The 22,982-nt window shown below is 53.8% G+C and carries 11 protein-coding genes; 5 read left to right on the forward strand and 6 right to left on the reverse strand.

Going from position 1 to position 22,982, the window contains the following annotated elements; all coding sequences use genetic code 11:
- Positions 1 to 397: 397 nt before the first annotated feature.
- Positions 398 to 7,237: an Ig-like domain-containing protein gene (locus QQL54_RS10745; protein ID WP_284390503.1), complete on the forward strand. Its 6,840-nt coding sequence runs from the start codon at positions 398 to 400 to the stop codon at positions 7,235 to 7,237.
- Positions 7,238 to 7,983: 746 nt separating this feature from the next.
- On the opposite strand, the gene QQL54_RS10750 is transcribed toward QQL54_RS10745, so the two are convergent.
- Complete coding sequence (locus tag QQL54_RS10750) at positions 7,984 to 9,126, reverse strand: winged helix-turn-helix domain-containing protein (protein ID WP_284390505.1); 1,143 nt, start codon at positions 9,124 to 9,126, stop codon at positions 7,984 to 7,986.
- Positions 9,127 to 9,420: 294 nt separating this feature from the next.
- Here QQL54_RS10750 and QQL54_RS10755 point away from each other — a divergent pair, with 294 nt between their 5' ends.
- Complete coding sequence (locus QQL54_RS10755; RefSeq protein ID WP_284390507.1) at positions 9,421 to 11,316, forward strand: S9 family peptidase; 1,896 nt, start codon at positions 9,421 to 9,423, stop codon at positions 11,314 to 11,316.
- A gap of 131 nt (positions 11,317 to 11,447) precedes the next feature.
- A complete protein-coding gene (locus QQL54_RS10760; protein ID WP_284390509.1) occupies positions 11,448 to 12,665 on the forward strand; it encodes a serine hydrolase domain-containing protein in 1,218 nt (405 codons plus the stop codon).
- Position 12,666: 1 nt separating this feature from the next.
- Here QQL54_RS10760 and QQL54_RS10765 read toward each other — a convergent pair whose 3' ends face one another.
- Positions 12,667 to 14,220, reverse strand: a complete 1,554-nt coding sequence (locus QQL54_RS10765; protein ID WP_284390511.1) for a tetratricopeptide repeat-containing sulfotransferase family protein — start codon at positions 14,218 to 14,220, stop codon at positions 12,667 to 12,669.
- Between the two features lie 183 nt (positions 14,221 to 14,403).
- Here QQL54_RS10765 and QQL54_RS10770 point away from each other — a divergent pair, with 183 nt between their 5' ends.
- Both QQL54_RS10770 and QQL54_RS10775 read left to right on the forward strand, forming a co-directional pair.
- Positions 14,404 to 15,969 carry a sodium:solute symporter gene (locus QQL54_RS10770; protein ID WP_284390513.1) on the forward strand — a complete coding sequence of 522 codons (1,566 nt, stop codon included), beginning with the start codon at positions 14,404 to 14,406 and terminating at the stop codon, positions 15,967 to 15,969.
- The gene (locus QQL54_RS10775) at positions 15,966 to 17,597 is read left to right on the forward strand and encodes a serine hydrolase (RefSeq protein WP_284390514.1); all 1,632 of its coding nucleotides are present in this window, start codon (positions 15,966 to 15,968) and stop codon (positions 17,595 to 17,597) included. The genes QQL54_RS10770 and QQL54_RS10775 overlap by 4 nt, the downstream gene beginning before the upstream one ends.
- On the opposite strand, the gene QQL54_RS10780 is transcribed toward QQL54_RS10775, so the two are convergent.
- The 4 genes from QQL54_RS10780 to QQL54_RS10795 form a co-directional block, all read right to left on the reverse strand.
- Positions 17,594 to 19,144, reverse strand: coding sequence for an N-acyl-D-amino-acid deacylase family protein (locus QQL54_RS10780; protein WP_284390516.1), 1,551 nt, complete (start codon positions 19,142 to 19,144; stop codon positions 17,594 to 17,596). The two genes, QQL54_RS10775 and QQL54_RS10780, sit on opposite strands and share 4 nt — an antisense overlap.
- Positions 19,144 to 20,556 (reverse strand): SH3 domain-containing protein, encoded by a 1,413-nt coding sequence (locus QQL54_RS10785; protein ID WP_284390518.1) that lies wholly within the window; start codon positions 20,554 to 20,556, stop codon positions 19,144 to 19,146. Before QQL54_RS10785 ends, QQL54_RS10780 begins: the two co-directional genes overlap by 1 nt.
- Before the next feature lie 8 nt (positions 20,557 to 20,564).
- On the reverse strand, positions 20,565 to 21,728 hold the full coding sequence (locus tag QQL54_RS10790; RefSeq protein ID WP_284390520.1) for a DUF819 family protein: 1,164 nt from the start codon (positions 21,726 to 21,728) through the stop codon (positions 20,565 to 20,567).
- Positions 21,729 to 21,789: 61 nt separating this feature from the next.
- Positions 21,790 to 22,662, reverse strand: a complete 873-nt coding sequence (locus tag QQL54_RS10795; RefSeq protein WP_284390523.1) for an N-acetylmuramoyl-L-alanine amidase — start codon at positions 22,660 to 22,662, stop codon at positions 21,790 to 21,792.
- Positions 22,663 to 22,982: the final 320 nt, after the last annotated feature.

A 22,982-nucleotide genomic window follows, 5' to 3' on the forward strand; every position in this document is an offset into this window, starting at 1 on the left:
GGCGCAGGAATGGACGGGGTGCGCTGTGATTGTTTTCGATTATCTGAGTCAGAAACTGAAGCATACCTCTCTGCAGGGGCGGCATAGCCTCCTATCGCTGGGGCTAATTATCTTGGGTCTGGTCTTTACGACAGACGTCGCCCAAGCGCAGGTCAGCTGTCCGTTAATCTCGACTAGTGTCACGGCCAATGCAACCTCCATGACATGCTCCGCGACCGCCAGCTCTGACGCGCCATCCGTGCAAATCGCGAACAATATTGGACTCTCGTTTAATGCTCAGATCATACCCAATACGGGCGCTGCGGCGCCGGTCACAGCGACCTGTACAGGGGGCGGGTGTTTTGCTGCTCCTAGCGGAGGAACAATCAATTGTGATTCAACAACTCAGCCCTGTAATGTGAGTTATTCTTTTCCGGATGCGAACGGGGATACCGTCAGTGGATCGTTCACGGCCCCGGCTTATGGCGGCGGGGGGGCCACGATCTTGCCTCACATAATCAGCGGCGGCGTCTTCAACGCGGACAGCACGCCTCCGCCCGCCCCGGATCGCCCGACAATGACGGATGATACGGGATTTAGTGCCACGGATTATAATACAACCGATACAACCCCGACCTTTACCGGCACGGTCGAACCCAATGCGGCAGTGAGATTATTTTTTGGGGGCGCAACCATAGGTCCCGTTATGGCCAATGGGGCGGGCGAATATACAATTGCACTGCCTGCCCAGAGCGACGGCTCATATTCCTCGCAACTGAACGCAACGGATGCGGCGGGCAATGTGTCAGCTCCCTCGGGCCCTTGGCTCACAGTAATCGATACAAGCACGCCTGCCGCTGCGGGTGCGCCTGACCTCGCGGCTTCATCGGATACCGGCGTTAGTGATACGGATAATATCACGACTGACGCAACTCCCACATTTACGGGGACTGTAGAGGCAGGAACTATTGTCGCGCTTTTGCGGAATGGAGTCCAGATCGAGTCTAAAAACGCAAACGCTTCGACGGGCGCATATTCCATTACGCAGAATACTCCCATGTTGGGCGTCGCGACCTATGCAATTCGCGTATCAGACCGGGCGGGCAATGTTGCCGCCGATTCGCCTGGGACCGTCGTGACGGTCGAATCGGCTTTCCCGACCGAACCCTCATCGGTCGACTTGCAAGCTGGGTCTGATACTGGTCCCAGTGATACAGATGACATAACGCAGGATACGACGCCGGCCTTTACGGTCTCCGGGGTCAGCGGCGTTTCGAGCGTCAAACTTTTTTCCGGGTCCACTGAAATTGGCACAGCCTTAGTCTCGGGCGCGTCCGTCGATATTACGGCCTCGACGTTGAGCGGTGGTTTACAAAACATTACGGCAAGAACCGTCAGCATCGGCGGATATGAGTCATCAGATTCCCCGGCTTTGCCGATCACGATCGATAATTCAGCGCCAACTGTCACAAGCATCACGCGTGGGTTTCTTGGGGGAGGCCCCCAAATTCCAGAGACAACAGATGCAGACATTGTCTCTTGGTTTATTCTGTTCTCAGAAAACATCGCCCGGCCTGTCGCGGCGGACTTCTCTGTGACGGGGACAACCTCGTCTGTGACGATTAGCGAAGTGGGTCCGGATCAATATGAAATCTCTCTCGCTGATGGGGATATTGCAACGGTCAATGGCGCAGTGACGCTGAACTTCGCCGGCGGTCAAACCATCACAGATACAGCGGGCAATGCGCTGACCAATGTCACGCCATCCGGGGCGAATGATAATTCCTTCACTATGGTGAATAATACCGTGCCTGCCGCCCCGTCCGGCTTGATGGTCACACGCATTATCAATCCAAATCCTGGGAACGCGGCCGAGAGTCTCTTGAGCCTGAGTTGGTCTGTTTCGGCAGATGACGGAGGTGATGCGATCACCCGGCAGGACCTAACCATTTATGCTGATCCGTTTTGTGCCACAGACGTATTCACGGGCGCTATCGGGCTTCCGGCTGTTACGTCCGCGGATGTTGGACTGAGTCTGACCGCGTTTTCGGTTGGCGCACAACCCAGCTTTACGATTCAGGCTGTGAATTCGGTTGGATCATCGGCCTCGTCCAATTGTGTGTCGACAACCATTCCTGTGGCGGACAATACGGCGCCGTCGTTGACCAATGTTTCGATTGCTTCAAACAATAGCAATTCTGATCTTGCGAAATCAGGCGATGTCATAACGCTTTCTATCACAGCGGGTGAAGCGCTTGCGGCCGCGCCGACAGTGACAATCGCTGGGCAGGCCGCAACGGTGAGCGGAAGTGGGACGAGCTGGACAGCAACAGTGACGGTTTTACCATCGACCGCCTTAGGTGTATCCGCTATCAATATTTCATCTTTTCAGGATGCATCCGGAAACGCTGGAACAACTGTCACGTCCGTAACAGACTCGAGTTCGGTCACGATTGGCCGCGTTCCTGAAACGCCGACCAATCTTCAAATTACAGAAGTTTTGAGTCCGTCTCGAGCATTTTCTCCAGGTCCAACTGCGGCTACTCTTGTCGAAGTCGGGGTCCGCTGGACCGAAAACGCGCTGAATGGGTCTGCGGGCACGGTTTTTGCGCCCTATTCATTGAAACAATTTCGCAATGGAACCTGCTCGAGCCCACAGTATAGCGCATCAGGTTTCGATTTCGGGATGACGAGTATCGGGCCGCTTTTAAATCGAAGTGATTTTCCCGAGGGCACTACGGGTAGTATGCATTTGACCGCGACCAATGATTTCGGTGAATCCGCGCCGTCCAATTGCGTCAATTTCGTAAGTCCAGCCCTCGATTTGACCGCCCCGACCGTCACATCCGTCGTGAGAACGACGCCGGCGACAGAGAATACAGACGCGAATACACTCACCTGGACCGTGACTTTCGATGAAAGCGTGTCTTCGGTCGATAGTTCAGATTTTGAGTTCACCGGCACGACAGCAAACGCTAGCGTCACGATGCAAAGCCCTACGGTTTATCAAGTGACGGCCAGCGGGGGTGACCTCGCCACTTATAACGGTCAGGTCGGACTCGCGTTTGCCGCTGGCCAGAATATTGCTGATCAAAGCGGATTTAATGCCTTTACGAACACGGTGCCGACGGGGTTGAATCAAACCTATCAATTGACCAATGATAACACGCTGCCCACATTGACGTCGATTGTTCGTAAAACTCCTCTTGGTGAAAAGACGAACGCTGATAGCCTGACGTGGACTGTGACATTTAGCGAAGATGTTCAGAATCTAGATGCGGCCGATTTTAGCCTGTCAGGAACCACAGCGACAGTCGGCGTCATAGGCAGCGGAGCAGTCTATGATGTCACAGCGTCTGGCGGCGATCTGGCTGGACTGGGGTCTGGATTCGCCCCGCCGACCGTATCTTTGGCTTTGGTTGCGGGCCAAAACATACAAGATACATCAGGAAACGCTTTAACGAGTTTACCCGCTACGGGCGCGACAGAAAGTTACATCGTCAATAATGGGGCCTTGACGATCGCCTCCATCACACGCGTTGATTCCGGCACGCAAGCCCCCGCTACACAACTGACAAATGCAGATAATCTCGCATGGAACGTTCAGTTTAGCAGTATTACGGGCGAGTTTTCGCTATCTCCGGCAGATTTTTCATTGAGCGGCACATCCGCAACAGTCACGTCTATCTCCCGCTATAGTATTGGCTTCATAGTCCGCGCGTCAGGTGGTGATTTGGCTAATCTAAACGGCGATGTCTCGCTCAGTTTTTCCGCGACAACACCGACTGATGAGTTTGGTAATCCATTCACGAATAAGACGCCAAGCGGGGTTGGTGAGCTGACCTACACACTCGATAATGCTGCGCCGACCGTCGTGAGCATCACGAGAGGGTTCCTTGTAAGCGGAGGTCAAATTCCCGCGACAACAGATGCGGACATTGTCTCTTGGTTCGTAAAGTTCTCAGAAGACATCGCACGCCCTGTGGCGAACGACTTTGCCGTTACCGGAACAACCTCTTCCGTAACGATCAGCCAAGTGGGTGCGGACGAGTATGAAATCTCATTGGCGGGGGGTGATATTGCATCGGTCAACGGGACTGTGACACTGAATTTCGCGGGCGGTCAAACGATTGCAGACACGGCTGGGAATGCGCTGAGTATTGTCATGCCGTCCGGGGCAAATGATAATACATTTGTCATGGCGAACGACACAGTCGCCCCGTCTGTGACGATCACATCTGGAGTTTCTGATCCTGTAAGTGGTGCGTTCTCGGCGATTTTCACCTTTAGCGAAGATGTGACGGGTTTTACGATTGGTGATGTTTCAGTCGGTAATGGTGCGGCGAGCAATTTCGCGGCCATAAGCTCAACTGTCTACACGGCCACAATCACGCCGAGTGCAGATGGCCCTGTGACCATCGACGTCGCGGCGGGCGTGGCGCAGGATAGTGCGGGTAATACCAACATAGCGGCGACACGGTTCTCGATCACCAATGACACATCGGCGCCGACGGTCACGGCCTCGACACCGCCTTCTTCGGTGAACGGTCCGTTTGATATTGTTTTCAGCTTTACTGAAGACATGAGCGGCCTGACGGCGGATGATTTCGACGTCACCAACGGCACAGTGACCTTGTCTGGCGGGCCTCGTGTCTTCACAGTCACGATTACGCCCGATGGGAATGGGGATGTCTCTGTTAGCCTGCCGGCCAATGTGGCGACGGATCCAGCCGGGAACGGTAATGAGGCGTTCAACGCGACCTTCCAGGTTGAGTTTGATAGTACGCCTCCGACCGTGAGCGTCTCAACGCCTCCACCGTCAGCAAATGGTCCGTTTGATCTGATATTCACCTTCACGGAAGACATGACAGGGCTCACCGCGTCTGACTTTAACGTCGAGAACGGCACGGTCACGCTCACAGGCGGGCCGCGTGAATTCACAGTGACGATCACGCCGGACGGGAATGGCGATGTGTCTGTCAATCTTCCCGCGAATGTCGCCTTCGATCTGGCGGGTAATGGCAATGAAGCGTTTAACGCCGTGATCGAAGTTAGTTTCGATGTCATCGCGCCGTCGCTCGTCCTGTCGACAGCGACATCTGATGTGACAGGCCCGTTTACCGTCACAGCGACATTCTTAGAAGCTGTGACAGGATTCACAGCGGATGATATTGTGATCGAGAACGGCAGCCTGTCTGACTTCTCAGGCTCGGACGCGGTCTTCACGGCGACAGTCACGCCCGTGACGATTGGAGAGATCGTCATGACCATAGCAGATGGTGCCGCGAGTGACCTGGCTGGAAACGCTTCCACCGGGGATACGTTGAGCGTGACCGCAGGCGGCGGAAATGCTGTCGTTGAACTTGAAGTGACAACGGCAGTTCTGGACGCCTCAACCGTTGGTACAGAGTTCACGCTCTCAAACCCCGGCACGCAGCCAATCTTCTTCTCAGCTTCATCAGATCAGCCCTGGGTCGATGTCACCCCGGGATCAGGGAAGATTGACTCTCTCTCGAACATCGAATTCGATATCCAGCTCAATGATCTCATCGATGATTTGGCGCCTGGAACCTATGTCGCCACAGTCATAGTTGAGATTGTGGATGGCCCCACTGCTTCTGCAGGCGGTGTGTCTGCCAATTCGAATGCCATCACCCGAAACATTCTGGCGGAAGTTCCGATTACGGTCGAAGTCGAAGAACGGTTCGGTAACTTCGAACTCATCGTTCTGACACCCACAGGTCCCACGGCCGGTGCTTCCTTCCAGTACACGTCAGACATAACAGCCTTGAATGGCTTGTCTGTCGCGGCGAATGAAGGGCAGCGCCAAACCTCTTTGGCTAACCTATTGCAAGGCGCCTATACGCTCCAGCAATCGGTCCCCGATGGTTATTTCTTGAAGACCATCACCTGCTCAGGCGATAGAGATGGCGGCACGGTTGTCGACATTGAGGCGGCTAAGGTTGATCTGGATCTTGATGCATCTGAGTCCATCTCCTGTATCTTCGAAAATGCGCGAGATGAAGATGCCATCCGCATCGCGACCCAGCGTGCGATCCGTAATTTCATGGCTCGCCGTGGTGACCGCGTCCTCGAAGCAACGCCTGATTTGTCCAAGCGGTTTGCCAATCGTCGCCGCACGGAAGGGGGTCAGTTTATGGCATCGGGTTCTGAGTTCAGAACCAATATGGATTTCGAAACGTCTTTGTCGGGCCTCCGCAACAAGGCATCTGAAAAAGACGACGGGGCATGGAATGATCTGCGAGACCCGAAAGCGAACAAGTGGGATCTCTGGATGAGCGCAGAGTATACACGCTATGAGGATGAGCGCGCTGATAGCGGTATTGACGGTAAGTTCTTTGCCGCCCAATTCGGGGTTGACTATCTTCTCAAGGAAAATCTGATCGTCGGTGCGATGGTCCAATATGACTGGATGAGTGAACTCGACAAGGAACCCGCCGCAGGTCTGGGCACATCCGTCGGTGCCGATGTAGAGGGTGAAGGCCTCATGGCTGGGCCTTATGTTGTCTGGCAGGCAAAAGAACAGCTCACCATTGATGTGATGGGTCTCTGGGGCAGCTCTGAAAACACTGTCAATCCGCTTGGTTATTATTCAGATCAGTTCGAGACAGATCGTTTCTTGGTCCGCGCCAATGTGACGGGCGAGTTTGCTTCCGGACCCTGGCGTCTGCGTCCCCAAGTCAGCCTGTCTCATTACCAGGACAAGCAAGCGGACTATGTCGATAGCCTTGGTATTATCATTCCCGATCAGGTTGTGACGATTGGGCGTCTGCGGGCGGGTCCGGAAGTCGTCTGGACGCATAAGACTGAGAAGGGCTCACAGCTCGAGATTGGCGGCTCAGTCCGTGCGGTCTGGAACTATAATGGCGCGGGCCTGATGGATCAGTCCGGCTTTATTTCTAGCGGCAGTGATCCGGTTAGAGCGGATGGCGAAGTGAGTATCGGAACGCGTTTGGCCAATGGCATTAGCCTTCGCGCGACGGCAGGTTTTGACGGAATTGGCAAAGGAGACTTCTCCGCCCGGTCAGGTCGTTTAGAATTTGTCTTCCCATTCGGGGGAAAAGGGGGCGACACTTCAACGCTCGCGGCCAACCCGCTGCAACAGGCTGGTTTCCACCGCGCCTGCGAAACAGATGGGTTTCTTCAAAGTATGAACAGAGCTGTCCCAGCAGCCTGCCGTACTGAACCTAGGGCCAACCTGCTCGATACAAACATCGCAATGATGACTGCTAGATAAAAGGCACAAAGCAGTGTTTTCAAAAGGAAGACAGAACAAGATACTCAAGCGCAAGTGTGACAGTGCGCTGGAGACTTTCCTTCAGACGATGGAAGGTCAGCTTGTATTGGGTGAGGCGGAAAAAGCACGCCTGAGCTCGATGTTTGAAGCGGGCTATATGGCGGCGTCGATTGACGCACTCCTAAATGAGAACGTTTTGTTAGAGGCTGACCTCTCCTTGCGGTCTTCACCATTAACGATGAAAATTTGAACGATTGTGCTTGGCTCGTACATACAAAGTCAGGCTTCTGTGAGATCCTAGAGGAAGTCAAAACGCTGGAGGAACGATAGTTCCGAGCAGTTTTCCCTGTAAATTCCTTGTAAAATAGGGGATTCGGACGTGAGGCTAGCTATCGCCAGACTGCGTCCACTACCACGCACTCAGTGCCTTTGACGCTCAACTCATGGATTATAAGAAAGCCGTCTGGTGACAGAAGGTTAGTCGAGTGACCGCTCTGGAGAGACTCTTAGAGAGACGCAAATATAGCCAAAATTTTGGCTGTTTCGCGGGAGATACTTGGAGGGTCGTGGCTTAAGTGGAGATGCCCCAGAGATACGCTTGAGCTTGCCAATCGGCAGGAAGGTTCCGGGTCGAATTGTGAGGAATTGGACTGTCATCTCAGTTGGATGATCTCCAGTCACAATGGCGCTAACGATCTTAGGCGATAGAAACGCTAGATTTAAAACCCGGCTTACATATGCCTAAACTACCCGCCCGCCAACTTCATCCCTTCGCGTGCTGCAGAGTCAAGAGGGCTATATTTGAGCGCGCTACGAAACCACAGGCGGGCAGAATGGAGCTCATTCCGTTTAACATTATGATAGCCTAGTGAATTTGCAATCGGCACAGCGTAGCGCGTCAGTGTCTCGAGGTCTTCACCGCTCGTTCTTTGTATGGTTGCGTAGGCACGTTCGAACAGATTTTCCCATTCACCATAGCGTTCCTGCGCGATACGAATTTCCGCGAGATTAAGCATGACGGCCCAGTAGTCCGGATCTAACTCAAGCGCGGTAACGTAAGCATTTGCGGCTTCATCAAGTTGTCCCTTCGTGGACAGTACCAGCCCCTTGGCTTTCCAAGCTTCGGCCTTGTCGGGGGCGATACGCAGAGCTTCGTCAGCGTGATAAATCGCTTCATTTAGCAAGGAAATGTTCTGAGGTTCCTCCTGTCTCGTTTCGGCCACGCTAGCCAGCATCCCTGAGGATTCCCGTCCTTTTATTCTAAGGACGCTCTGCGCCAGCGCATTGGCAAGTCCGGTGTGTGCCTCGGCGCTTTGTGGAGACTCGTCGACGGCCCGACGGAACAGGGCTACGGATTGCTGAATGTCGTCAGGCGTCAGACGATCATAGTAGAAATTCGCAAGGTCTATTGTCTGTACTGACGGTTCAGGATCGTCTGACGACCCGTACCAGACAAGTGTCGCGATTGCTGCCGCCAAGCCGATGAATACCGCAAGATAGCGCATCGAAAATGTTCGTTCCGAAGGGATATCTCGCTCGACCGGAAAGTTGACATCAGCAATCAGTCTATATCCGCGTTTCGGCAACGTTTCGATGAAAGTCGGAGCCGTTGTCTGGTCTCCTAACCCCTTACGGAGCTTGGAAACCAATCGTGCAACGGAATCCTCGGCAACGACATTTCCATCCCAGATATGAGTTTCGATCTCGTCCCGGCTGAGAACGACATCAGAATTGCGAGATAGCAACGCAAGCAGCTCGATAACTTTAGGTTCCAGTCGATGATTGTGTTCTGGGCCCGTGACGTCTCCGGTGATCATATCGACCGTCAGCCCACCTAGGGTCAGGCACGCCGCGTGTTTCCCGAGTGATTGCGGAATCTCAGTCATCATATGTTGAGGTAACGACCTTGCTATTCTGAGACAACGGATGAGTTCAGCGGGCGCATAGGCATGTGATTAGCGAGCGAGAGGATTTCTGGAGGATTTCTGGAGCGCTTAGGCATGGTCTGTAGGCAGCATGCATCGCAAAAGTGCGGACCTATTCAAAAAAATGCGAGGCATTCCATGATTTTCCGTTCCGCAATCGCCGTGACCCTTTGCGGTCTCATGAGCGCGTGTGCCTACAGTCCCGCAGACGAAGTAAGCAGTTTAGAGTTTCCCGACTTGATACCGAGGGAGATACTGGTGGGGAACCCGGCAGTATCAATGGTGAGGGTGAGTCCGACTGGCAAGTATGTCAGCTGGCTTGCGCCCGTCGACACGATTATGAACATACATATTGCGCCTGTTGACGACCTCTTGTCCTCGAGAGTCATAACAACATCAACGGTTCGGGACATAACGAGCTATTTCTGGGCACCAAACGAACGTGACATCTATTTCTTTTCTGATGAAAACGGCAATGAAGCATTCAGCCCCTATGCTGCCAGTGTTGATTCAGGCGAAACACGATCGCTCTACGATGTTGCAAGTAATGCGCGCGCCATTCCTCAGGGTGTAACGTCCCGGCGTCCTGATGAATTGCTCATCGGTGTCAACGACCGAGATCCCCAATATTTCGACCTTGTGAGGATCAATACCGTCACGGGAGAAACGGTCGAGATCATTGAAAACCCGGGGTACCAATCTTGGATTATGGATGAGGATTTAGTCCCGCGTGCGGGACAGCGTGCGGCTGATGAAGGCGGTACGGAGATCGTGACGATGAACGGCGATATCATTACGACGGCCCCTGCCGAGGATTCCCTGTCGACCTATGGCATCGGATTTTCGAATGACGGCCAGACCTTCTTCATGCTGGACAGTCGGAACCGCGAGACCACGGCTGTCACGGCCATCGATCTTGATACGAAAGTACTCACTGTCATAGCAGAAAATCCTCGCGTCGATATTATCGACGTAGAGCGCGCGCCAGATACAGGTGAGGTCTTAATCGTTAAGACGGATTATTTAAAACCGGAATGGCGATCTACTGGCGACGATTTGGTGGATGAATTGGCATGGTTGTCGGAGCGACTTGGGTCGACGGCTGAACTCATGAATTGGACCGAAGACAGGCAGCAGGCGGTTGTATATTCCGACCGATCTGATCAGCCCGGCACATACTTTCTCTTCGATCGTGATGCGCTAACACTGACCGAATTGTTCAAGACCCGTCCAGCACTTGCCGACTATGATCTGGCGATCATGCACCCTAGGGTTATAGAGTCCAGAGATGGGCTAGAGCTTGTGTCGTACCTGACGCTTCCCGTCGGTTCTGACAGTAATCGCGATGGGGTGCCGGACGAAACTGTTCCGCTCGTTTTACTCGTTCATGGCGGCCCGTGGGAGCGGGATAGCTACGGCTATAACAGTACAGTACAGCACCTGGCCAATCGCGGATATGGTGTGCTGACAGTCAACTTCCGGGGCTCGACAGGGCTGGGGAAAAGCTTCCGCCGTGCCGCAGTCGGCGAATTTGGCGGAAAGATGCACGATGACCTGTTGGATGCTGTCGATTGGGCCATATCTGAAGGCGTCACCGACCCGGACACAGTCGCGATAATGGGGGCGTCTTATGGAGGTTACGCCGCCCTTGTCGGAGCCTCGATGACCCCCGATCGGTTTGCCTGTGCCGTGGACCTCGTCGGACCGACCAATCTGATCGATTTGGTTGAGAGTTTTCCATCCTATTGGGGCGCGTACCTGGAGGACACATGGTATGCCTATATCGGCGACCCGAGGGTTGAGGCTGACCGAGCACACATGTTGTCGCGTTCGCCCATTACGCATGCGGCGTCCGTCAATATTCCTATCATTGTCTTCCAAGGCGCGACGGATCCGCGGGTTCTCAAAAACCAGTCGGATAATTTTGTCGCCACCTTGAAGCGGATCGGGACCCCAGTGACCTATATCGTCTATCCGGACGAGGGACATGGTTTCGGCCGTCCCGCCAACTTCGAAAGCTTCTACGCCCTGACCGAGCAATTTTTGTCGGTATGTCTAGGGGGGCGAGCCGAACCCTTGGGCGACATTCTCGAACGTTCGAGCGCGCAAATCGAAGAAGGCGCAAACTTAATCTCAGGCGTGATATCAGAGTGATGAGGCAGGCTTCGGCGCGGCCTTCGCTTCCATCATCCTTTAGGGTCTCTACTGGAAAGGTTTGTCACGCGAAGGCACTTTGGCTTTAAGCGATTATTTGCGAATTTTGCTGGCAGGGCTTAGTTAAACCTATGACCCTGACCCGACGTGAAAACATATCCCTCTTAGCCGCTGCGATGGGGGCTGTGGCAGTGTCGGCTTGCGCCTCGACTGCCGACTCAAAGATCGTTCTGGACAAACCCGCGCCTCTGGGTGGTTTGGGGGTTATCGTTGTTCAGGATGGGCAGAGAGTTTTGGACCATGTGAGCGGTTTTGCCAGCGGTCTCGATGCGACCGAAAATCGCGCCAAGCGTCCTTTCTTGTCGAGCACGCCATTCCGGGCTGCCTCTATGTCGAAGGTCGTCGTGGTGATGACAGCGCGCGCCATGGCCAAGGCGGGCCAGCTTGACATGGATGTCGATATTAGTGGGCCAATGGGCATGAGCTTGCGCCATCCCGACTATCCAAATGTCCCGGTGACGCTGCGACATATTCTATCTCACCGCTCAGGTATTTCTGACCCAGCCGTTTACTGGACGATGCCGGACGGCGATATCCGGGCGCTTTTATCGACGGATATGTTCAAGGGCGGACGACCGGGCGACTGGTTTGAATATGCCAATGTCAATTATGGGATCGCTGCCACCGTCATGGAATCCTTGTCTGGAGAACGCCTTGACCAGCTGACCCAAAATTATGTGTTAGGTCCACTCGGGCTTGATGCTGGGTTTAATTGGGCGGGTGTTAGCGACGCCAAACGCCGAAGCGGCGCGACGCTTTATCGCCAAGTGGACGGCGACATGAAAATCCAGACTGACGGCCCGGATATGCTCGAAGGGACAAACCCTGTTTTTTACGGGGATAATGCGGATTTTGATATTAAGACCTATGAGCCCGGCAAGAATGGGACATTGCTGTCACCACAAGGCGGGTTGCGGGCCAGTCTCGACGACCTTCTTATTTTGGCTAAGGCGCTTGGAGATAATCCGGATTTGCACGAAGCAGACTGGATTTTTGACGGGCAAAACGGCGCGGCGGAAGACAGTCACTTTGTGAGTTTCGGACCGGGACTCTATGTCTACCCGCCGGAGTTGTCCCCCATTCCGGGGCAGTTAATGATCGGACATCACGGATCCGCTTATGGCCTGTATGGCGGGATGTGGCACTTGCCACAGATGAATGCGCAGATTGTTCATGTGGTCACCGCTACGCCGGAGCCGCCCAAACCCTATCACGCGGGCCCTCCATCCATCGCGGCGGAAAGTCGCGAATTACTGGATATGGCGATGGCGGCGCTGAACTTGTCGTAGATTATTGATCGGCGAGCGCGCCCAGCGCCGCCTTCAAACCGTCCAGCTTGCCGTCATATTTCTGCCAACGTCCGATGGAGCCAGAATAGAGGGGTTGTCTAACTTGCACGGAACTCGCCGTGTCAACGGCGGCGGCATTTTCGTGGAAGTTCAAGCAGGCAGGATCCCAATCAAGCTCACAAAAATCTAATAAGCGTCGGGTTTGCACCTCCTGATCGTGGATGATGTCTTCATAGCCGACTTCCATGAACCGGTCGTCCGGAAGGGTCTGCCGCCAATGTGACATCAAGCCATCAAATGCGCGGTAATAGGCGGCGGTGTCCTCCAGGTCGAAGGCGTAATCAAAGCGGCGGTCTTCAAGCGCAAATAATTGGCGATAATTTGACAGACAGGCATCCATCGCGTTCCGGCGAAGAGCGATAATGCGGGCATTCGGCAAAGCTTGATGGATCAGTCCCGTATAGAGAAAATTCATCGGCGTCTTGTCGATAAGATAGGTCGCGTCTTCTGCTAGCCCCGCGATCTGCTGGGCATAAATATCACCCAGCTCTTGAAGGTCGGTCGATTGTGCTGATGAGAAGAACGGCTCAGCGTTTAAGCGGCTGATCTGGGTTTCACGTTCAACAAGTTGAGTGAAGAGATCCAGTTCGCCCGCCGAAGCGACCTTGGCATGAGACGACACTATTCGGTCCACCAGCGTGGTTCCGGTCCGCGGCAGGCCAACAATGAAAATGGGCGTCACGTCATGTGCTTGTGATCGCTGTCGCGATTGGGCGGCGTGAGTGGCTGCGGCGAACATTTCTGTCATATTGTGCCGATTATAATTAATTCGTTTTTTGCGAGCCGCTTTCGCTTTTTCAAGCCAGTCAAGGCTCTCAGGGAAGCGCCCTAAATCTTCGAGTGTCTTGGCGATCGCATGACCGAGAAATAACCGACCGTCCGGATCTTGTCCGACCTTTGCGAATAGAGACTCCAGCTTAGTCAGATAATTATTATCAGAGGTTTGCGTTTCGAGTGAGGCCAGTGAAAACCAAGCCCGATAGAAATTAGGCTCTAGCGAGACGGCTTTCTTATAGGCCGACTTCGCCGTTTTAACATCGCCTGTAAACTGGGCGCACGCTGCGTGATTGAAGTGGAAGACCGACCATTTGGGATTGAGACGCACGGCGCGCCTAAACAGAGGCAAGGCCAGCGCGTGATGTCCAGTGCGGCTGTAAACGGACCCGATCATATCCGCGACAAAGCCATCGTCAGTTTTGAAGGCTGCCGCTGTGTCAGCGCGCAGCTTTGCCTCGGATGTTCGCCCGAGTGCCATCAGCGCTTTAGCGTGAAAGGCCTGATAGCGTGCATTTTTTGGGGCGTGCTCAGACGCTTTGGCGTGGAACTCTAGCGCTTTTTCAAACTGTCCGTGATCAGAGGCGATGATCCCTATGAAGAAAAAAGCCAGCGGGTCTTTTTCATTTTTTCTCAACGCCTCAATCGCAAGATCATAGACGGCTTGATGCTTTTTCTGCGTCAAGAGCCGCATCGCCGTTTCGAAAGTCAATAAAGCCATAGTGGGGCTTGCCTATAAGAGGGTTGCGGACCGAATTGTCTGTAACATGGTCAGACTGGCGAGCGTGTAAAGCCTAAAGGTGGCCGCGTGAGAACTCGACCGATTTGGAACGATCCGCAGTCGTAAAACAGCCATTCACAAGCCTCTGGAATTACCGTAACGAATCGCAAGGGGAGGCCGTCTATGGCTGAGAGTTTCATGTTGTTTGATTGGGTTGTCATCGCAGCCTATGTCGTCCTTTTAGGTGCGATGGGGTGGGTCCTGTCTCGCCGCAAATCCGCAAACTCCCGCGACTATTTCTTAGGTGGGAACACGATGCCGTTCTGGGTCGTGGCCGTGTCCGTTTTGGCGACGTCTCAATCGGCCGCCACATTTCTCGGCGGTCCGGACCAAGGGTATCGCGGGGACTTCACCTATTTGTCGACGAATATCGGAACGATCATTGCGGCGCTATTTGTTGCCCGGATCTTGATCCCGAAATTCTACGAAAACAAAGTCACGACCGTTTATGAACTGCTCGCGATCCGGTTTAGCCCGCAAGCCATGCGCGCGGCGGGCGGCATGTATCTAATCGGTCGGATATTTGCGAGCGGGTCGCGCTTGTTCTTGGCGGCGATCGCCGTGTCGATGATCCTGTTTTCCAACATTGATGCGAACAACATCATCATCTCGGCATTTTTGATGATGGCGTTGGGTTTTCTCATCACCTTCCTCGGTGGGATCAACTCGGTCATTTGGAGCGACCTGATCCAATTCCTGATCTACACAGCCGCCGCTGTGGCCGTGCTCTATATTTTGCGGAGCGCGATCCCGGCCGATATGGGGCAAATATTAGAAGGTTTGAAAAATGCGCCGGACGGTCAAAATAAGCTGGTCCTGTTTGACTTTAGTTTCGATTTTTCTCGACCCTTTGCCATGATTTCAGTGGTCACAGGACTGACCTTGCTTGGCATTGCTAGCTTCGGGATGGATCAAGATATGACCCAGCGGGTCCTGACCTGTAAGTCAGCAAAGGATGGTGGGCGCGCCTTGTTGATTTCGGCGGTCGTCGCCATTCCGGTCATCTGGGTCTTCATTTCCATCGGCCAACTTCTGCACGTTTTTTATGAACGCCCAGACTTAATGGGCGCGGATGTGCTGTCGGCAGAAAACCGGGAATTTAGCGGTGAGAAGATCACTATCTTCATGCATTACATTTTGAACGAACTGCCGGCGGGTATGCGCGGTCTAGTGACTGTAGGGGTTGTCGCCGCCGCGATCTCGACGATCAATTCGGGCCTCAACTCAATGTCCTCCGTGATTGTCGAGGATTTCTACCGACCGTGGAAAGAATCCAAAGGGGCAACGACGGACAAGCAGTTTGTCCGGGCCGGGCAGGTCTTTATGGGTGTGGTCGGGATCGCTTTGTTTTTGATGGCGGTGTTATGTTTCTATTGGCAGCAATATTCAGACATGCCGCTTTTGGATTTCGCGCTCTCTGTGATGGTGTTTTCTTATTCGGGTCTGTTGGGTGTTTACTTTACCGTGCTGTTTACTCGGCGCGGCTCCACGCTCTCCGTTATTTTGGCGCTGGCGGCGGGATTCCTGATTACCCTGTTGCAACAGCCCTATATCGTGGACAGCCTTGGCTTGCCGGAAGCCTGGAAAGGGCTTGCCTTTACATGGAAGCTTTGCATCGGGACGGCGGTCGCTTTCCTCGTCTGTGTGTCGGGCAATAAAAACACATTAGCCGAAAGGGCGCTGGCATGATGACCATACGCAATTTGATGACTGGCGGCGTGATGTCGGCGGTTCTGTCTGTCGGGATGTTAGCGACTGCGACTGCGCAAACCCAGTCTGATGTCGCTCCAGCCGCTATTGAGACTGGCTCGGAAACCCAACTGACATCAGCAGACATTCAAGCGCTCGCGACGAAAGCCTTAGATCAGTTCGATACGCCGGGCATGGCGATCGGCATCGTACATAAGGGCGACGTCACATTTGCGGGCGGGTTTGGACATAGTAACATCGATACGGAAGCACCCGTCACGAAAGATACGCTATTCCGGATTGCCTCGACGACGAAGGCTTTCACCTCGGCGGCGCTCGCCGTGTTGGTCGATGACGGCGTGCTGCATTGGGATGATAAGGTCATCGATTATCTGCCAGATTTTCGTATGTCCGACCCTTGGGTGACGCGGGAGTTCACCATCCGTGATCTGCTAACCCATCGCAGCGGCTTGGGGCTTGGGGCCGGGGATCTGATGCTATGGCCCGAACCGTCAGGATTTTCACGCGAAGAACTGATTCATAATTTACGATATTTGAAACCCGTCAGCAGTTTTCGCAGCCGCTACGCTTACGATAATTTGCTCTATATTGTGGCCGGCGAAGTCGCGGCTGCGGCGGCAGAAACGTCTTGGGAAAACCTTGTCCAAACTCGCATTCTCGACCCTCTGAATATGGAGTGTCACGCAGGCGAGGTTCCAGCATCTAAGCAAAACCAAACAGCCGTTCCTTATGGGCTGATTGACGAAGAGATCGCGGAAATTACGCGTAACCGGATTGAGAACGCATCCAATGTATCTGCGGCGGCAGGGGGATTAGTTTGCAATGCTGACGGCATGACCAAGTGGATGCTGACCCAGCTTTCCGGCGGTTTGGGGCCGAACGGCGTGCAGGTTTTCAGTGAAAAACAACGCGATGAAATGTGGAAGTCCCAAACCATCCTGCGCGTCGGGCAATCCGAGCGGGAAATGGATGGCACGCATTTCAAGACCTACGCGCTGGGGTGGCGCAAGGAAGACATGCACGGCTATGAGGTCGTGTCGCATACCGGGACGTTGTCCGGCTATCAGGCTTTTGTCGGTCTTGTTCCTGAATTGGACCTAGGGGTCGTGATCCTCAATAATGGCTCCAATTCTGGGGCTCGATCATCCATCATGCAGACGGTTCTGAAGTCGCATATGGGTCAGCCCGACATGGATTGGGTGCAGTATTATGCGGATGCGCAGGCAGAATGGGCCGCGCGACAGGATGATGCGCCCGAAGCGAGTAATGATAATTACCAAGGCTCAGGCACAGTGACGCTGCCGATTGCAGACTATGCGGGCCTTTATGAAGACCCATGGTTCGGCAAAGTCGATATTGCGAAGGTTGGCGACATGCTTCGTTTTCAGTCGCACAAGATGGTCAAAATGGTCGGGACGCTGACCCCGTTTGATCTCAACACTTTCGTCATCGAATGGGATGACCCAGAGTTCAGAGCGGACGCCTATATGCGGTTCGACATGGGTTTTGACGGCGAAATATCAGGGGCGACTGTGGCCCATGTCGAGCCAGACGGCGATTGGAGTTTCAATTTTCAGGATCTGGCCTTTATCCGCGTCGACAATTAGTCGCCGTCGGTTTTCCGCAAAGTTTTCCCAAAGACAGGCGCGCCGGACACAGCCATAATATCGGTCGGCTGGCCATTGACGATGACAGCGTCAAAGCCTGTGGGCTGCGCCATGATGTCGGACCATCCCGTATTCGCTTTGATATTGGTGGGATCAAAAACGAGAATATCGGCGGCGAGGCCAGGCTTTAAGAGCCCGCGCGTTTGTATTGAAAAGGTCTGCGCCGTCAGGCCCGACATTTTATGGATGGCTTGCTCAATCGATAAGCTCTCATCCCGAACCACATAGTCTTCGATGATTTTGGGGAAAGATCCGAAGGAGCGCGGATGGCGCATGGTCGGGCTGCCGTCCGATGAAATGGAGACGTTGGGATCGGTGACAAAGGCGTCTTGAGTGTCTTTGGTCATGATGAAGTGGGCCGTCGACGGTCCGCTATGGCCAAAATTAATAATCTGCTGTTCAGGGGTTACATCGTTGATCGCGGCGATCTCTCCCAATGTTTTTCCGGCATATTCGCCTTTTGAAATCAAGATGGCATCCGGGCCGTTCCGGCGTTCGATCTTGGCTTGCAAGAACGCTTCCAGTTCATTGCGGCGGTTTACGACGGCGTCATCAAACTCAGTTTTTCGCTTGGCCCATTCAGGGTAGAGGTAAATCAGGCTGCCATAGCTGGCCAGGTAGGGATAAACATCGGCGGTCACCGTCATGCCATCATCGCGGGCGGCTTGGATTTGTGCCAGTACCGCATCGCCCTGCGCGCGCGTTTTGCCGTAAACCACTTTGATATGCGTGATGTTGACTCGCGCATATTGGCCTTGCTGAATGACTTCAGCGACGGATTGCTCGATCTTATCATCGTCTTCATTGCGAATATGACTCGAGATCAGACCGTCCTGAGCGCCGACGATTTTCGCCAGACCGTTCAGCTCAGCTGTGTCTGCATATCGTCCTGGCAAATATTCAAGTCCGGTGCTGAGGCCGTATGCGCCCTGTTGCAGACCTTGCAATAAAAGCGTTTCCATCGCCTCCTGTTCGCCAGGTGTCAGCGTGTCTTTTTCCCCGCCACCGGATTGCGCGCGTAAGGTCCCGTGGCCGATGAGGGCTGCGACATTGGGGCCAGAGCCTTTGGCCTCAACCGCGTCCAACCAATCTTGGATTGTTTGACCGTTTCCGGGACTAACGCCGTCCTGCCCTAAAATGACTGTCGTCACGCCTTGTCGAAGAAAGCTTTTCAGTGCGTCATTATTGTCCGCCAATGGGTTGCCGTGCGCATGGGCATCAATGAAGCCGGGCGTTACGATTTTACCAGACGCGTCGATAGTTTGGCGGGCGTCTATGCTGTCCGGATCCGTGTCGCCGATGTAAGCGATCGTGTCTCCCGCGACCAAAACGTCCGCTACAAAACTCGCTTCGCCGCTACCATCCACAATTGTTCCGCCGTGAATATAGAGGTCGTAAATTGGCAGTCCTTCAGGTGCAGCACTCTGTTGCGAGCAGGCACAGAGTAAGGTCGCAAACCCTGCCGCCACAGAATGACGGATTGCCATTATCGGACCGTCTTGATCGACAGAATACGGTCGACGTAAGATTCGGTCGAATTGAATTCTAACGGCAAGATCGGCGTGATGGAGACACCGTTCAGCGTACCGGAATAGAGTGTGCCATCAGGCAGTTTATAGCGCATGCCGTGGACGTCATGGATCGCAAACGGCTGTCCATCTGACTGGCCCAGCACCATTAAGACATGCCCCGGAATATAGACGAGATCACCGGGCGACGCTTGTTTTAGCCGTTCGATTTTGGCCGCTTGGTCTTCATTCTTTTTATAGCGGTCATTGATGCCGATATCTCCGTCGCGTTGGTCGCCAGAATTTCTCGGCATGACGATGCCAAAGGTGCGGTAGACTTCAGACACAAACCCCGTGCAGTCCCGACCATGATAGCGGTGTCCCCAACCATAACGTTCGCCGAGGAACTTAAAGGCTTGCTTGATGATGTTGCTCTGCGTGTAGGGCAAATATCCGACGTGGACGTCGGCCTTCCGCTGGATCAGCGCATGTTTAAAATCGAGCGCTCCGGCGGCGTCCCGAACCGGCAATAGGACCATGTGGTTCAGATATGGGTTCTGGCCGTAGAGATTGGTGCTGAGTGCGTCCGGGCGAGAGAGCGGCACGCGAACCCCCATATCTAAAGACAGTTCTGAGACCGCCGGGACTTCGGGATTAAAAACCGTCGACACTTTGTCCCCGGTGATCAACAGGAAGTTGTCAGCGTCGACATAGTCAAAGACACTCTCACGCGGGCCGATGGCGAGATCCGATAAGGGTGCCCAAGCGGTGTAATTATAAGATTGAATTAGGGCCCATTTCCCGTCCGCACTCTCATGCAAAACGGCGACAGCATCGCCAGGGAAAAGCGTGGATTCCTGAAACCGCTCAATATCTCTGTCTGTTGCGTCGTGGCTAAACAGAAGATCATCGGTCGGGTATGTGCGAATGGATGTGCGCTTGACGGCTAAGGCAAAGCGCACAGGGTTGTCGGCCGTAATCCCGTCCAAATTGAGCGACGCCTCATAGCGAGCGAAATCGGACTCTGTGACTGTTGTGCCGTCTGTGTAGATGCGGGGGTAGCCCGGTATTTTGCTGATCGATCGTATGTGGCTGAGGAGGTCTTCCCGGTTGAGCGTGTCGGACATCGCCCGAACGTCATTGAGCGTATCATCGGCTGCAATGTTCTGCGCGTTGAAGGTCTCAATCTGAGCCGCCGTCAGGATAATTTGGTCGGCGTCCGGCTTGATCCAATAGGCGGGTGACAGATGTTTTTCTTTCACGTCGATAACGTCCGACACAAAACTATCCTCAAAACTAAACCCGTTCTCTGCGGGTGCTGAAGGGGTGGTGGTGCAGCTAATGCAGCTCAGAGCTGCGACAGTATAAATGAGGCCGAGTGAGGTTTTCATTGAGGGGCTCACAGTAAGGAGGACAGAATTTTACCAACCAAAAGACCGCCGCCCGTGCCGATAATATAACCGAGCATGGCCATGAGAACCCCAATCGGAATGAGCGCGCGAGAGTAAGCGGCCGCCAAAATAGGCGCAGAGGCGACACCGCCAATATTGGCGAGCGAGGCGACGCCGCATGAGAACAAATCTAAGCGGAAGAGTTTGGCCGCAATCACCATGATCAGGCCGTGAATACCAAGAATGATAAAGCCGGCAGCGATGAACAAAGGGGCTTGGGTGAGTTCGGCAAAATTGGCCCGCGATGCGATTAACGCAACGATGCCGTAAAGCAGAACGTTGCCGAGCTCGCTCGATCCCGCCACGCCGCCGAGGCGCGTCATCGCGCCGATGACGCCCATGACTGTCACAATCAAAACCGTCCACGTCGTTGCGGAGAAGAAGTCTGAGACAGGCAGGAATCCAGCCAGATATTGCGCCAAGGCGGCGGCAGCGAGGCCAGCACCGATAAGGAAAGTCAGTGAGGCCGTATCGATTTTGGCGTCTGGGTTTTTCGCATTGGCTTCGATCTTGGCGCTGACTTCATCGATCAGCGCGGTGTTGCTCTTCGTCCACGCATTAAATTTCGGCGCGAGCGGCACAAAGGCGAGCAGCAACATCACCCAGATGGCGTAATCGATGGAGTCCATCAATAGGGTGTAACCCATACTGGAGTCGGGAATGCTGAGCGCCCCTTGCACGGCAACCATATTGCCTGTGCCGCCCATCCAACTACCGCTTAGCGCGGCAAAGGTCATCCAGGCCGTGTCTGGGAGCCAGGATTTCATAATCAAAAAAGTCACAACGAAGCCAATGCCGATGCTGACGCTGGCCGTCACAAAAGCCAGGATCATCTTAGGGCCAAGCGCGGCGATTTGGCGAATGTCACCCTTTAGCAAGAGCAGGAAAATCATTGAGGGGAGCAGATTGCCCTTCACCGCGCTGTAGGTCGAATTGATGCTATCCGTCTTCGTCCAGAGACCAAAGGTAGAGAGCAGCATGATCGCAAAATACAGGATCACAATACCCGGAATGATTTTGAAAACCCGGTATTTTTCACGGCCCTCCAAAGCCGCAATCGTGCCGCTGATCAGAAACAAGATAGCAATGTAGCTAAAGCCGGTTGTGATCATGGGCTTGTGTGGCTCTCAGCGGTGTCCAGAACGCGACGTAAATTGCGGCCCCAGATCATGTTTATGGCGCTTGCTCATAGGAAAGCAGGTCGTCCAGTTCATTCGCGCGATATTTCTCGATCAACGCATAGAGGATCGCTACAGTTTCCGTCGACGGCTCGCCCGTGATTTCCGAGGGTCGGAAGTGAAGCTGAAACGCTTGGATCACATTGCGGGTTTGCGTGTCTAAAACGCCTGTTTTTTCGATTTTGTATCCATACGCACTCAGCGCCATTTGAACGTTTGTAATAGGAACGGGATCGGCCAAGAATCGATTCCAATATTTAATCGCCACATCATCATCGAACCAAGCACCATAGCCGAGCTTATAAAGACGGTGCCATGGGAAGCGCGGACCGGGATCGATTTTACGATCCGGGGCGATGTCCGAATGGCCAACAATCTGTGTCGGCGTAATGCGTGGATGGCGCTTCAAAATCCCGTCAATGAGGGGAACCAATATCTCAATTTGTGACTCCGGAAAGTCGGGGTAAAAACAAAACCGTTTGGCGGACCGGACGTTCAGGGCTGAGCTGCTCTCGGCGCTTGGTGCGTCTGCTTTGACGCAATAAGTTTGGTTGACGACTTCAATGCCAATGGAGTCATCATTGAGAGCGCTCTTCCCGTTCCAATAGCTGCGCCCGGCATGCCAAGCCCGCTCTGACTCGGGAACCAATTCATAAACTTCCAGCGTATCCTTCTTGTAGGATGTGTCACTCGGGTCAGGGACCAAGTAATGGGAGCTGACAGAGTTAGATGAGGGCTTGGTCAGGATGTTGACCGAGTCTTCAAAGTTTGCCGATGTGTGATGAATCACAAGGACGCTGACGCGGCCATTATAATTCTCGGAAGGAATGGTCTGCGTCGTTCCGGCTGTCGTACTACACGCTGCCATCAAGGGGAGCGCGAGGCAAACAAGAGCTGTTTGAGCGGCGCTTTTACAAGCCTTAAAATAGTCTCTTCGGCGCTGCGGTTGCATAAAACTTCATCCTAATGGGGCAAAAACGGACCAAGACGTCTCTAAAACACAATTGGCGATAGGCTCCCGGATGGTTTGAGGCAATGAAAACCTAACCAGAAAACGCAAAGTGATATTAAAGTGGTGTTACCCGACCGTCGTGTTTTCGTCAAATTATCGCCTATTATCGATAAGTTTCGCAAAATTGGTATTTGACAAGGGCTAAAATTTGCCCATACCCTTGTTACGGCTTTGTT

Origin of the sequence: Algimonas ampicilliniresistens (genome assembly GCF_030159955.1) — a bacterium.
Taxonomy (GTDB): Bacteria; Pseudomonadota; Alphaproteobacteria; order Caulobacterales; family Maricaulaceae; genus Litorimonas; species Litorimonas ampicilliniresistens.